Raw genomic sequence first — 14,032 nt, forward strand, 5'->3', positions numbered from 1 at the left:
TTAAAATGCAATTACAGGAGTTACTTTACGGCATCACGATTAAAGAATTGGTTGGTAAAACCGATAGGGAAATCAATGCCCTGAACTTTGATTCGCGTAAAGTTGGAAAAAACGATGTCTTTTTCGCTGTGGTTGGAACGCTGGCTGACGGGCATCAGTTTATTGAGCAAACAATCGCTCAGGGTGCCTCTGTAATTATTTGTGAAAATTTGCCAGAAGTACACGATTTTACGGTGACTTACATCAAGGTAGAAAATACTTCAGTGGCCCTGGGTATTATGGCAGGCAATTATTTTGGTAATCCATCAGCAGATCTAAAATTGATCGGAATTACCGGAACAAATGGTAAAACGACCATTGCAACCATTTTATTTAAACTCTTCAGGGATTTAGGATATAAAACAGGCCTGTTGTCAACAGTTGAAAATTATATTAATGATACTGTTGTGCCGGCAACGCATACTACACCAAACCCAATTGCCTTAAATGAACTTTTGAGCAAGATGGTAAATGCGGGCTGCGATTATTGTTTTATGGAAGTAAGTTCTCATGCGGTTTCACAACACCGGATTGAAGGGCTAACTTTTTCTGGAGGTGTGTTTTCCAATATTACGCATGATCATCTTGACTTCCACAAAACCTTTGATAGTTATCTAAAGGCAAAAAAGACATTTTTTGATATCCTTCCGAAATCGGCTTTTGCTTTAACCAACAGCGACGATAAAAACGGAATGGTAATGTTGCAGAATACAAAGGCACATAAAAAAACCTATGCACTAAAGCAACTTGCTGATTTCAAAGCTAAAATCATTGAAAACCAGTTTAGTGGTTTACATCTGGATATTGATAATGAAGAGGTGTTCTTTAAGCTGGTAGGTTCCTTTAATGCCTATAATTTATTGGCCGTTTACGGAACAGCGATTTTGCTTGAGCAAGACAAATTAAAAGTGCTGACCCTTCTCAGCCGCTTAACAGGCGCAGAGGGAAGGTTTGATTATATTACTTCTGAAAATAAAATTATAGGCATTGTTGACTATGCACATACGCCTGATGCAGTTCAGAATGTGTTGAGTACAATTGCCAATATTCGTAAAGGAACGGAACAGGTGATTACGGTGATTGGCTGTGGCGGAGATCGTGATAAAACTAAACGTCCGGTGATGGCACAGGTGGCTTGCGATTGGAGCGATAAAGTGATCTTAACTTCAGATAATCCAAGAACGGAAGATCCACAAAGTATTATTGCAGACATGGAGGCCGGTGTATCGCCAAGCAATAAACGTAAAACATTATCCATTTTAGATAGGAGAGAAGCAATAAAAACCGCTTGCCATTTGGCACAAAGTGGTGATATTATTTTGGTGGCCGGTAAAGGTCATGAGAAATACCAGGAGATCAATGGGGTAAGGAACCATTTTGATGATAAGGAAATTTTACTTGAACAACTAAACCCAAACAGCTAATGTTATATTTATTATTTGAATACCTGCATAAGCATTACGATATTCCTGGATTAAGGTTGTTCCAGTACATCACTTTCCGTGCCTCAATATCCATTATTTTATCACTTGTGATCACTACGGTTTATGGCCGCAGGTTAATTGATTTCCTTCATAAAAAGCAAGTTGGTGAAACCGTGCGGAATTTGGGCTTAGAAGGCCAGATGCAAAAGCAAGGTACGCCAACAATGGGCGGAATCATTATTTTGTTAGGTATTTTAATTCCAACCTTATTATTTGCCAACATTACAAATGTGTATGTGATCCTGATGATCATTACGACCGTTTGGATGGGTGCTGTTGGTTTTCTGGACGATTATATCAAAGTATTTAAAAAAAATAAAGAAGGTTTAGCAGGGCGTTTTAAAGTAGTAGGACAGGTTGGGTTAGGTTTAATTGTAGGCTGTACCATGTATTTCCATCCTAATATTGTAGTAAGGGAAACAGTTCAGGATGATGTAAAACCCACATCAACTGTACCCATGGTATTGCGTCAGAAAGGGGAAACTTTTTACTATACACAGGATGTGAAGTCGACCAAAACCAATATGCCATTTTATAAGAACAATGAGTTCGATTACGCAAAGGTATTTAAGTTTTTAGGTGGCGATTATCAGAAATACGCATTCCTGGTTTTCATCCTGTTTACCGTATTTATTATCACTGCTGTATCAAACGGTGCCAATATTACTGATGGGATTGATGGTCTGGCTACCGGAACCTCTGCAGTAATAGGAATCACGTTGGGCATTTTGGCCTATGTATCAGGTAATACTGTAATGGCCGACTACCTTAATATCATGTATATCCCCAATTCTGGTGAGCTGCTGATTTTTGCCGGTGCTTTTGTGGGTTCATGTGTAGGCTTTCTTTGGTACAATTCTTATCCAGCCCAAATTTTTATGGGTGATACCGGGAGCTTGGCTATCGGTGGGATAATAGCCTCATTTGCACTGATGATTCGTAAAGAGCTTTTAATTCCGGTGTTGTGTGGCGTCTTTTTAGTAGAACTCGTTTCGGTGATCATGCAGGTTTCCTATTTCAAGTACACCAAGAAAAAATTTGGCGAAGGACGAAGAATATTTTTAATGTCTCCGCTTCACCACCATTATCAGAAGAAAGGTTATCACGAAGCAAAAATTGTTACCCGTTTCTGGATTATTGGGATTATGCTGGCGATCATTACGGTTGTCACATTGAAATTAAGATAAAGGAAAGTTTAAAGTAGAAAGTTAAAAGTTATAAACTTAAAGTAAATAGAAGAGCTCATGAGCACCAATCAAAATAACATAACCAGCACCACTCCGTCAGCAATGGCAAGGCAGGGCCGTGTTGTTATTTTAGGTGCTGGTGAAAGCGGTGTGGGTGCAGCTAAATTGGCGCAGCAGAAAGGATTTGATGTTTTTGTTTCAGATTTTGGCATCATTTCAAACCAATACAAATCGGCATTGGAGAAGCTGAATATTCCTTTCGAATCAGAAAAGCATACGGAAGAACTTATTTTAAATGCCACACAGGTAGTCAAAAGTCCAGGCATTCCGGCCACGGCTCCGATTGTTAAAAAATTGTTTGCTCAAGGTACACCGGTAATTTCTGAGATTGAATTTGCCGGTCGCTATACCGATGCCAAAATGATCTGCATTACCGGATCGAACGGAAAGTCGACCACCAGTTTGCTTACCTACCACATCCTAAAAAATGCAGGATTGAATGTAGGTTTGGCAGGCAATATTGGCCATAGCTTTGCGGCCCAGGTTGCAGCAGAAAGCTATGATTATTATGTGCTTGAAATTTCGAGTTTTATGCTCGATGATATGTTCGATTTCAAAGCAGATATCGCTGTCCTTTTAAATATCACTCCTGATCATTTAGATCGCTACGATTATAAACTGGAGAATTACGCTGCATCAAAAATGCGTATTATCCAAAATCAAAAAGCTGATGATGTTTTTATCTATTGCGCTGATGATGAAGAAAGTTTAAAGGCATTAGCAAATATCAGCCCTTTGGCAAAAACATTCCCTTTTTCGATTACCAAAAACATCGATACAGGTGCTTATTTAGAAGAGAATACAATACACATCCTTACAGAACCAAATAAAGAACTAACCATGTCTATTTCAGATTTAGCCTTGCAAGGCAAGCACAACATTTACAACTCCATGGCTTCGGGCATTGTAGCGAAGGTTTTAGAGTTAAGAAATGACACCATTCGCGAAAGCATGGGCAATTTCAAAAATATTGAGCACCGGTTAGAGCATGTGGCTAAGATTTCGGGTATTGATTTTATCAATGACAGCAAGGCGACCAATGTGAACTCTACCTGGTATGCACTGGAGAGCATGACAAGTGATGTGGTACTGATTATGGGCGGGGTAGATAAAGGCAACGACTACAATATGCTAAAGGATTTGGTGAAGAGTAAAGTGAAAGCGATTGTTTGCCTGGGTAAGGATAATAAACGTATTCACGATGCTTTCGAAGATGACGTAGAAGTTATTGTTAATACTTTCTCTGCTGAAGAAGCTGCGCAGATTGCTTTCCATTTAGCAAAACGTGGCGACGCGGTATTACTTTCGCCAGCATGTGCAAGTTTTGATTTGTTTAAAAATTATGAAGACCGCGGCAACCAGTTTAAAGCGGCAGTAAGAGAATTATAAAAGGAGGGTAGATATGTTCCAAGCATTACTCAATAAAACTAAAGGCGATAGATGGATCTGGCTGATCATCATCCTGCTTTCGCTTATATCTGTAATGGCGGTTTACAGTGCCACAGGAACTTTAGCGTATAAAAAAGGGGAGGCGGTAGAAAAATTACTGCTAACCAAACACCTCATTTTTGTATTGATGGGTATTGGAATGATTTACATTGCCCATTTATTGGATTATCGATATTATGCAGGTATATCTAAAATATTGATGATTGTAACGGTACCGCTATTGGTTTACACGTTGATATTTGGTACAAATTTAAATGATGCATCGCGTTGGGTTAAAATTCCGGTAATAGGTTTAACGTTCCAAACTTCCGATTTGGCAAAACTGGCATTGATTACCTTTTTAGCTCGAATGCTAACCAAAAAGCAGGAAAACATCAAAAACGTAAGGGAGTCTTTCCTTCCGATTATGGGTTCAGTTTGTGTGGTGTTTGTTTTAATTGCATTAGCCAACCTTTCTACCGCATTGATGTTATTTGGCGTAAGTATTTTATTATTAATCATCGGGCGTATCAGTATCAAACAAATTGCTATTGTTTGTGCCGGAGGATTTGTATTACTCATGTTCGTTTTCTTCTTAGGTCCGAGAAGAAAAACTTATATGTCGCGTATTAATACATTTTTGCATCCGGAGATGCAACATTCAGATAAAACTTTTCAGGCAGATCAGGCAAAAATTGCTTTGGCCACTGGAGGGGTTTTTGGTAAAGGGCCAGGTAACAGTACGCAAAGGAATTTCCTACCACACCCGTATTCGGATTTTATTTTCGCCATTATTATTGAAGAATGGGGGACACTGGGAGGAATTATAATCATGGTACTTTACCTGGTGCTTTTATACCGATGTATCAAAATAGTGACCCGGGCCCCCAAGGCGTTCGGGGCGTTATTAGCAGCTGGGTTGAGCTTCAGTTTAACCATTCAGGCTTTTGCAAACATGGCGGTTGCAGTTGGTTTGGGTCCGGTGACCGGAGTTCCCTTGCCATTGGTAAGTATGGGTGGAACTTCGATGATTTTTACCAGTGTAGCGTTTGGTATTATTTTAAGTGTGAGCAGAGATGTAGAAGAAAATGCCGGAGCAGCAACAAAAGAAGAAAAAGAAAAAGTAAAAAATAAAGTAATTGTTGGAGAGATACCGGCGTTTGGTTAGGGTTAGTCGTCATTGCGAGGAAGCATGACGAAGCAATCTATTTAAAAAAAAATATTAATCAGATTGCTTCTTACCTCGCAATGACGATAGCGTAATTTCAAAATAATTAAATAAAAAATGAATAATTCCCCAAAAATTATCATATCAGGTGGTGGCACCGGCGGGCATATTTTTCCCGCCGTAGCCATAGCCAATGCGCTAAAGCGCTTGGTGCCCGCTTGTGAAATTTTGTTTGTGGGTGCAAACGGTCGCATGGAAATGGAAAAAGTTCCGGCAGCCGGATATAAGATCATTGGTTTAAACATCAGTGGCATGCAAAGAGGTTCGATAGTAAAGAACCTTGCTTTGCCGTTTAAGGTAATTGGAAGCGTTCGCAGAGCGATGCAGATTATAGCCGATTTTAAACCTGATGCAGTGGTAGGTGTGGGTGGTTACGCCTCTGGGCCGTTATTATACGCAGCATCGTTAAAAGGAATTCCATATCTTATCCAGGAGCAGAATTCTTATGCAGGGGTAACCAATAAATGGCTGGGCAGAAAAGCATCCAAAATTTGTGTGGCTTTCGATGAAATGGATCAGTTTTTTCCGGCAGACCGCATCCTGAAAACGGGTAACCCGGTTCGCAAGGAAGTGGTTGATATCAAAGGCAAACACCATGCAGGGGCCGAGCTTTTAAAACTCGATCCACTGAAGAAAACCATCATGGTAACGGGTGGAAGCTTAGGTGCAGGTACTTTAAATAAAGCCATCGAAAAGCATTTGCCTGAAATCATCGCACAAGATGTGCAGGTAGTATGGCAGACAGGTAAATACTATTACAAAGGAATTATTGAACGCCTTGGAATGGAATACCATCCAAATGTTCGTATCCTGGAATTTTTAAATAAGATGGATCTGGCGTATGCTGCAGCTGATGTAATTATTAGCCGGGCAGGGGCGGGAACAATTGCTGAACTTTGCCTGATCAAAAAGCCGGTTATTCTGGTGCCTTCGCCAAATGTGGCAGAAGATCATCAAACTAAAAATGCTATGGCATTGGTTAAAAATGGCGCAGCTTTGCTGATTAATGATCGTTCTGCTGAAGATACCCTGGTAAAAGAAGCCTTGGAACTTTTAGGTAACAAAGAACAGTGTGAAAAATTATCTGAAAATCTTGGAAAGATGGCTTTGCCAGAGGCAGATGAGATTATCGCTGGTGAAGTGTTGAAACTGATAAAAGCTTAGAGAATAGAGCGGAAGACCAAAGCGAAATCGACAATCCGTCATTGCGAGGTACGAAGCAATATTAGAGCAAACAAAATATAATAAACGATAGAAAGAAAAGCTTTAAGCTTTGGTCTTTCTACTTTTAGCTTAAATAAAAATGGAATTAGGTAAAATAAACAGAGTATTTTTTGTAGGTATCGGTGGTATCGGCATGAGTGCGCTTGCACGTTATTTTGCCAAACGCGGTCAGGTAGTTTGTGGTTATGATAAAACCAGAACGAGACTTACCGAAGCGCTTGAACAAGAAGGAATTTTAATCACCTATCTCGATGAATCATCTGCCTTGCCCTGCGCTTTTCTAGATCATCATGAGGATACTTTAATTGTTTATACGCCTGCAATTCCAAAAGATTCGAAAATATTAAGCCATTTTAGAGACAAAGGCTTTAGCTTAAAAAAACGTTCAGAAGTTTTAGGCATCATTAGTAAAGGAATGTTTTGCATCGGTATAGCCGGTACGCATGGTAAAACAACCACTTCATCAATTGTGGCGCATATATTAAAAGATACTGGCTACGATTGTACGGCATTTTTAGGTGGCATCACCAGCAATTATAATAGCAACGTGCTGTTTGGGAAAAACAATGTAGTAGTTGTTGAGGCAGATGAATATGATCGCTCGTTCCTCACGTTGCATCCGGATATTGCGGTGGTTACCTCGATGGATGCAGACCATTTGGATATTTATGGTGATAAATCTCATCTGGAGGAGTCCTTTCGTTTGTACGCTGGTCAGTTGAAAGAAAACGGAACTTTATACGCTCATGAAGGATTGCCTTTAGATCATAGCGTCAGCTATGCAGCAAGTGCTACCGCGAATGCAAAAGCGGAGAATATAAGAGTGGAAGGGGCGAAGTTTGTTTTTGACTACAAAGATGATACTGCCGAAATCAACGACATTAGTTTAATGTTGCCAGGCAAACACAATGTAGAAAATACAACCGTTGCCATCGCCATTGCATTAAAATTAGGTATCGCAGCTGAAAAAGTGAAACAGGCAGTAGCAAACTTTAAAGGTGTAAAGCGCCGCTTCGAATACATTGTAAACAACGGAAGCCAAATTTATATTGATGACTATGCGCATCATCCGGAAGAACTGAGTGCCTGTTTTCATGCTGTTCGCCAACTTTATCCTGATAAAAAACTGACGGTCATTTTTCAGCCGCACTTGTTTACGCGTACCCGTGATTTTGCCGATGAGTTCGCGAAAGTTTTAAGCACAGCCGATGAACTGCTGTTGTTGGAAATATATCCGGCCAGGGAATTGCCTTTGCAGGGGATAAATTCAACGTTTTTGCTTGATAAAATTACTTTAAAAAATAAAAAAGTATGTGGAAAAGATTTTGTGGTTCAATATGTTAAGGATGCCAAACCTGAATTAATTTTAACGGTTGGAGCCGGAGACATTGATACCATTATCGATCCACTAAAAAATATATTAAACAATGCTTAAAAGGATTAACTGGAGCGCAATATTTACTGGCTTTGCCTGGCTGATTAGTCTGGCAGGTGTGGTGGTGCTTTTAAGTTTCATCAATGTTAAGAAGCAAACGGTAAAATGTACCGATGTTAAGATACTCATTCCTGGAGCCGATAATTTTATTGAGCGGGAAGAAATTGATGCCATTTTAAGAGAAGATCAGGGGGTATTGCTGGGTAGAAATATTGAACGCATCAACATTCATCAGATTGAAAAGAAATTACAGTCTAATCCTTACATCGCTTTTGCGAAGGTTTATGTAGAGATGGATGGCGTATTGCATATCGAAGTAAAACAAAGACAGCCTGTAGTAAGGATATTAAACAATAACGGTCAGGATTTTTACATTGACAATGATGGATTAAAAATGCCCATATCGTCAAACTTCACCGCAAATGTTCTGGTAGCTACAGGAAATATTACTGAGGTTTTTGGAAGCCGGGTTGATACGCTGCATACTCAGCTGGCTCGTGATCTGTACAAAGCTGCGCTATTTATTAAAAGAGATACTTTGTGGGATTCACAAATTGAACAGATTGTTGTAGATGGTAAAGATGATATTGAATTGATCCCCAGGGTAGGCAATCAGCGTATTATTTTAGGTGATGCCGATTCACTGGAAAAGAAAATGACCAATTTATTGTTGTTTTACAAAAAGGCAATGCCACAGGTTGGATGGGATACTTACCGCACAATTAATATTAAATATACCAACCAAATTGTGTGTGAAAAAAGAGATTCTACTGAAATTGCCAGAAGACCAAAAACAATTTCGTCAGCTGATAGTTTGAGAATACAACAAAAAGTTTCCGACTCTTTGATCAATGCCGTAATTGGAAAAACTGTTAGTGAACAAACTGCCAAAGCTACGCCTAAAAAAGTTGAAACGGTTAAAAAACCAGAACCAAAAAAAGCTGAAGCTAAAAAGGTGGAGGTGAAGAAGCCGGAAGCCGCTAAACCGAAAGAGAGTAAACCAGCAGCAAGCGCTGCGACTAAACCAAAGGAATCAAAACCTGCGGATAAAAAACAAACGACTTCGGTTGTTGCAGATAAAAAGAAAACCAAAACTGCTGCACAGCTTAAGTTAGAAAGAGAAAAAGAAATCAGATCCCTAGAAAAACAATATAAAACTCAACAAAATTAACGAATATGGACAAGGCAAAATTTACCAGTCAGTCGCCCATTGTAGTAGGATTGGATATCGGTACTACAAAAATATGTGTTATCGTTGGTCGTAGAACCCAGCACGGTAAGATAGAAATTTTAGGAATAGGAAAGGCGGAATCGGCGGGTGTAACACGAGGTGTGGTTTCTAACATTCAAAAAACTGTTCAGGGCATTGCTCAGGCAGTTGAAGTGGCAAGCGGACAATCCAACGTAGAAATACAGGTGGTAAATGTGGGGATTGCAGGACAGCATATCAAAAGCCTGCAACACAGAGGGATTTTAACAAGAAGAGAATTGAACAACGAAATCGGTAAAAAAGATATCGACAAGTTGATCGACGATATGTTCAAACTGGTAATGCCTCCGGGTGAGGAGATTATTCATGTATTGCCACAAGAATTTACAATTGATAATGAACCAGGCATTAAAGATCCGATTGGTATGGCTGGGGTACGCCTTGAGGCTAACTTCCATATTATTTCTGGTCAGGTTACTGCGGTAAAAAACATTATCAAATGTGTAAACAATGCTGGTTTACAAACTCAGGACTTGATTCTTGAGCCATTGGCATCTTCTGAATCGGTGTTGAGCGATGAAGAAAAAGAAGCTGGTATTGCATTGGTTGATATTGGTGGGGGTACTACAGATATCGCTATTTTCCATGAAGGAATTATTCGCCACACTGCAGTAATCCCGTTTGGAGGAAACAGTGTTACTGAAGATATCAGAGAGGGCTGCTCGGTAATGCGTAATCAGGCAGAGCTTTTAAAAACACGTTTCGGTTCAGCGTTGGCGGAAGAAAACAAAGAGAATGAAATCATTTGTGTTCCAGGTCTTCGTGGTCGTGAACCAAAAGAAATCTCTGTCAAAAACCTCGCTTATGTTATCCAGGCCCGTATGGAAGAAATTATCGAACATGTGTACTACGAAATCAAATCTTCAGGATACGAGAAAAAATTAATAGGTGGAATCGTAATCACCGGTGGTGGTGCCTTATTGAAGCACTTGTCGCAGGCAGTTGAATATGTTACAGGTTTAGATTGTCGTATTGGTTATCCAAATGAGCACTTGTCTAAATACGAAGATATGCCTAAGGCGATTTATGATGATTTAAAAAGCCCGATGTATGCTACAAGTGTTGGCCTGCTGATTAAGGGAATTCAGAAAGCTGAAGAGCTGATTGAAGAAATGAAACAACCAGGCGTGTACGTAGAAAAACCAAAAACCGTTAAAGAAAAAGAAAAACGAGGACCAGGTTTATTTGATAAGTTACTGGCTAAAACTAAAACTTTCATTCAGGATGATATGAATGTTAGTGATGAAGATTATCTAAAAAGCTAAGTTATTTTTCAACAAAAGATGAGTTTTCCACATTCTTAACACTTGTGGAAAACGTCTGTTGAAAAAGTGTTAATATTACGTTGAGTAATGAACAGAATTTAAAACTTTTTAAACAACTGATTCATAAAGATATGCAGTTCGAAATGTTAAAAGATAAGTCGTCAATCATCAAAGTAATTGGTGTTGGAGGCGGTGGCGGCAACGCAGTAAACCATATGTACCTGTCGGGTATTACTGGTGTAGATTTTATTATTTGTAATACAGATGCGCAGGCTTTAGAGTCTAGTCCTATCCCTAACAAGGTGCAACTAGGCGCTAGTTTAACTGAAGGAATGGGTGCTGGATCTATCCCTGAGGTTGGAAAAAACTCAGCAATAGAGAATATTGATGATATTAAAGCCATGCTGGGCAGTACAACCAAAATGCTTTTTATTACAGCAGGAATGGGTGGTGGTACAGGTACAGGTGCATCGCCAATTATTGCCAAAGCTGCTAAAGAACTTGATATTTTAACTGTTGCAATCATTACCACGCCTTTTTCTTTCGAAGGAAAAAGACGTAGGCTTCAGGCTGATGAAGGATTGGAGGAACTTAAGAAATACGTAGATTCATATCTTGTGATTTCTAATGATAGATTGCGTGAAATTTTCGGTAACCTAACCTTAGGTTCTGCATTTGGACAGGCTGATGATATCTTAACTACAGCTGCAAAAGGTATTGCAGAGATTATTACGGTTCCGGGATATATCAACGTGGATTTTAAAGATGTGCGCACCGTGATGAAAGAGAGTGGTGTAGCCATTATGGGTAGTCATGCTGCTGAAGGTGATGACCGGGCTTTACAAGCCGTTGAAGGTGCATTAGCTTCTCCTTTATTGAAAGATAATGAAATTGAAGGTGCCCGTTATATTTTATTGAACATCAGTTCTGGTGCCCGTGAGGTTACTATGGATGAAGTTTCGATTATTACAGATTACATTCAGGAAAAGGCAGGATTATCTGCTGATTTAATCTGGGGTAACTGTACAGATGAATCTTTGGAAGATAAACTATCGGTAACCATTATTGCTACTGGTTTCCAAACTTCAGAAGAACGTGTTCACGAGGAAAAAAACAAGAAGAAAATCTCTTTGTTAACACCTGAAGAAGCACCTTTGGTTCGTCCGGTGGAGCCAGTAAACTCGTTCATACAGCCAAAAGCTGCGCCAAGTTACGAACCTGTAATGAAAGCGAAAGAAGAAGCTTCACAAGCAGATCTTTTTGGTGGAATGTTCGCAAAAGCGGAAGCTCAGAAAGTTCAAGAACCAGAAAATAATGTAATTCGCCATACTTTGGTAGAGGAAGAACCACAGGTGGAAGAGCCACAGGAAACTGGATATGAATTTGAGGTGAAGTTAGTTGAAACTAATTTTGTTTTCGAAACCCCGGTAGCACAACCTGCACCTACACCAGCGCCAGAGCCAGAACCTGAAATTCCTGTTGCCGGTTTAGATGATGATAAAAGTGATGAATCGATGGAGGAACAATTGAAAAAATCTAAAGAGCGTATTTTACGTTTAAAAGATTTGAGCATGAAATTGCGTACCACCAATGGTTTACAGGAGCTAGAGAATGAGCCGGCTTATAAACGCAAGCAAATGCAGTTGCAACAGGTTCAGCATTCTTCTGAATCACAAGTAAGTCGTTTCACATTAAGTAATGATCAGGACGGCGGTACAGAAATTAGACCAAACAATTCATTCCTACACGATAATGTTGACTAGATCAAACCAAATATAATTATAAAGCCTCGATTAATCCTCGGGGCTTTTTTGGCATAAATTTAGATTGTTAAAAAATCTTAATTTACAGCCAGCAGATTAATGTGGTTGATTTTAAGACGAATAAACCGTAAATTCGCAAAAATTTATTATAAAAAAACACATAATACATTGGATATATTTGATAAGATAGCAAAGCACATGGGGCCACTTGGTCAACACCAGAAATGGTCTCATGGGTATTTCTCATTTCCAAAATTAGAGGGAGAAATTGCACCACACATGCAATTTAAAGGAAAAGAGCATTTGGTTTGGAGCTTAAATAACTATTTAGGCCTGGCCAACCACCCAGAAGTAAGAAAAGCAGATGCTGATGCTGCTGCCGAATTTGGTATGGCTTACCCAATGGGTGCCCGTATGATGAGCGGTAACTCAAAATATCATGAACAACTGGAGCAGGAACTTGCCGAGTTTGTAGGTAAGCCAGATGCGTTTTTGTTAAACTATGGTTATCAGGGGATGGTTTCCATCATTGATACCTTGGTAGATCGGAATGATGTAATCGTTTATGATGCTGAATCTCACGCTTGTATTATCGATGGATTACGTTTGCATATGGGTAAACGTTTTGTTTACAAACACAATGATATCGAAAGTGCCCGTAAACAACTGGAGCGTGCTACCAAATTAACCAATGAATCTGGCGGTGGTATTTTATTAATTACCGAAGGTGTTTTCGGTATGAGTGGTGCACAAGGCAAGCTTAAAGAAATTGTAGATCTGAAGAAAGACTTCGATTTCCGTATTTTGGTTGATGATGCACATGGTTTTGGAACAATGGGTAAAACTGGTGCCGGAACACATGAGGCGCAGGATTGTATTGAAGGTATTGATGTTTACTTTGGTACATTCGCTAAATCAATGGCTGGCATTGGCGCCTTCGTAGCTTCTACAGAAGAGATTACTAATTTCTTAAGGTACAACATGCGTTCGCAAACCTTCGCTAAAGCATTGCCTATGCCAATGGTGAAAGGATTGATCAAACGTTTAGAATTGTTGAAAAGTAAGCCTGAGCTTAAAGATAAACTTTGGGAAATTGCGATGACACTTCAAAAAGGCTTGCGTGAACGCGGCTTTGATTTGGGGGTGACAGATTCAGTTGTTACACCTGTATTTTTAAAGGGAGAGTTAACAGATGCAACCGCTATTACTTTCGACTTACGCCAGAACTATGGTATTTTTTGTTCGATCGTGGTTTACCCTGTTATTCCAAAAGGAATGATTGAATTGCGTTTAATTCCTACGGCTGTTCATACACTGGAAGATGTACAACGTACATTAGATGCATTCAGTGAAGTATCTGAAAAGCTTGAAAATGGCTATTATAAGGAGAATCAGTTCGCCATTGTATAAAAGATCAGCATAATTTTTTAAAGCCCTTTAAACTCGTTTAAAGGGCTTTTTTATTTTAGAATGATCGTAAGTTACTGTCTTATAGCGTTTTAATTAGTGTGTGGTGATTGTAGTTGTTCATAAATCGTTTAATTGTGGAAAAAAACGCTTTTAAAGGTATTTTTTTATGCGGCTAAAAATTTTTTTTATACAACAAACAGTTTAAATTAGAGTTAGATAATTAAAACTCAAACCTTTAA

The 14,032-nt window shown here is 39.3% G+C and carries 10 protein-coding genes; all 10 read left to right on the forward strand.

Going from position 1 to position 14,032, the window contains the following annotated elements; translation table 11 throughout:
• Positions 1-5: 5 nt before the first annotated feature.
• The 10 genes from EA772_RS11205 (at position 6) to EA772_RS11250 (ending at position 13,793) form a co-directional block, all read left to right on the forward strand.
• On the forward strand, positions 6-1,463 hold the full coding sequence (locus EA772_RS11205; protein WP_124913262.1) for a UDP-N-acetylmuramoyl-L-alanyl-D-glutamate--2,6-diaminopimelate ligase: 1,458 nt from the start codon (positions 6-8) through the stop codon (positions 1,461-1,463).
• Entirely contained in the window at positions 1,463-2,710 is a 1,248-nt protein-coding gene (mraY, locus tag EA772_RS11210; RefSeq protein WP_010601596.1) for a phospho-N-acetylmuramoyl-pentapeptide-transferase, read from the forward strand. Before EA772_RS11205 ends, mraY begins: the two co-directional genes overlap by 1 nt.
• Positions 2,711-2,767: 57 nt before the next feature.
• Entirely contained in the window at positions 2,768-4,159 is a 1,392-nt protein-coding gene (gene murD / locus EA772_RS11215) for a UDP-N-acetylmuramoyl-L-alanine--D-glutamate ligase (RefSeq protein WP_124913264.1), read from the forward strand.
• Positions 4,160-4,172: 13 nt separating this feature from the next.
• Positions 4,173-5,366, forward strand: coding sequence for an FtsW/RodA/SpoVE family cell cycle protein (locus EA772_RS11220; protein ID WP_116169719.1), 1,194 nt, complete (start codon positions 4,173-4,175; stop codon positions 5,364-5,366).
• Between the two features lie 117 nt (positions 5,367-5,483).
• The gene (murG, locus tag EA772_RS11225; protein WP_124913266.1) at positions 5,484-6,590 is read left to right on the forward strand and encodes an undecaprenyldiphospho-muramoylpentapeptide beta-N-acetylglucosaminyltransferase; all 1,107 of its coding nucleotides are present in this window, start codon (positions 5,484-5,486) and stop codon (positions 6,588-6,590) included.
• A 139-nt stretch (positions 6,591-6,729) separates the two neighbouring features.
• Complete coding sequence (murC, locus tag EA772_RS11230; protein ID WP_124913268.1) at positions 6,730-8,085, forward strand: UDP-N-acetylmuramate--L-alanine ligase; 1,356 nt, start codon at positions 6,730-6,732, stop codon at positions 8,083-8,085.
• Positions 8,078-9,256, forward strand: coding sequence for a cell division protein FtsQ (locus tag EA772_RS11235; protein ID WP_124913270.1), 1,179 nt, complete (start codon positions 8,078-8,080; stop codon positions 9,254-9,256). Before murC ends, EA772_RS11235 begins: the two co-directional genes overlap by 8 nt.
• A gap of 5 nt (positions 9,257-9,261) precedes the next feature.
• Positions 9,262-10,620: a cell division protein FtsA gene (gene ftsA, locus EA772_RS11240; RefSeq protein WP_010601591.1), complete on the forward strand. Its 1,359-nt coding sequence runs from the start codon at positions 9,262-9,264 to the stop codon at positions 10,618-10,620.
• 131 nt (positions 10,621-10,751) lie between these two features.
• The gene (ftsZ, locus tag EA772_RS11245; RefSeq protein WP_124915025.1) at positions 10,752-12,383 is read left to right on the forward strand and encodes a cell division protein FtsZ; all 1,632 of its coding nucleotides are present in this window, start codon (positions 10,752-10,754) and stop codon (positions 12,381-12,383) included.
• A 168-nt stretch (positions 12,384-12,551) separates the two neighbouring features.
• Positions 12,552-13,793: an aminotransferase class I/II-fold pyridoxal phosphate-dependent enzyme gene (locus tag EA772_RS11250; protein ID WP_029204511.1), complete on the forward strand. Its 1,242-nt coding sequence runs from the start codon at positions 12,552-12,554 to the stop codon at positions 13,791-13,793.
• The last annotated feature ends 239 nt before the right edge of the window (positions 13,794-14,032 follow it).

The sequence above is a fragment of the Pedobacter sp. G11 genome (assembly GCF_003860265.1).
GTDB classification, from domain to species: domain Bacteria; phylum Bacteroidota; class Bacteroidia; order Sphingobacteriales; family Sphingobacteriaceae; genus Pedobacter; species Pedobacter agri.

Bases quoted from the DNA above. Each gene is read 5' to 3' on its own strand.
- murD (WP_124913264.1), top strand. From the start codon at position 2,768: ATGAGCACCAATCAAAATAACATAACCAGCACCACTCCGTCAGCAATG.
- murG (WP_124913266.1), top strand. From the start codon at position 5,484: ATGAATAATTCCCCAAAAATTATCATATCAGGTGGTGGCACCGGCGGG.
- mraY (WP_010601596.1), top strand. From the start codon at position 1,463: ATGTTATATTTATTATTTGAATACCTGCATAAGCATTACGATATTCCT.
- ftsA (WP_010601591.1), top strand. From the start codon at position 9,262: ATGGACAAGGCAAAATTTACCAGTCAGTCGCCCATTGTAGTAGGATTG.
- EA772_RS11235 (WP_124913270.1), top strand. From the start codon at position 8,078: ATGCTTAAAAGGATTAACTGGAGCGCAATATTTACTGGCTTTGCCTGG.
- EA772_RS11220 (WP_116169719.1), top strand. From the start codon at position 4,173: ATGTTCCAAGCATTACTCAATAAAACTAAAGGCGATAGATGGATCTGG.
- ftsZ (WP_124915025.1), top strand. From the start codon at position 10,752: ATGCAGTTCGAAATGTTAAAAGATAAGTCGTCAATCATCAAAGTAATT.
- murC (WP_124913268.1), top strand. From the start codon at position 6,730: ATGGAATTAGGTAAAATAAACAGAGTATTTTTTGTAGGTATCGGTGGT.
- EA772_RS11205 (WP_124913262.1), top strand. From the start codon at position 6: ATGCAATTACAGGAGTTACTTTACGGCATCACGATTAAAGAATTGGTT.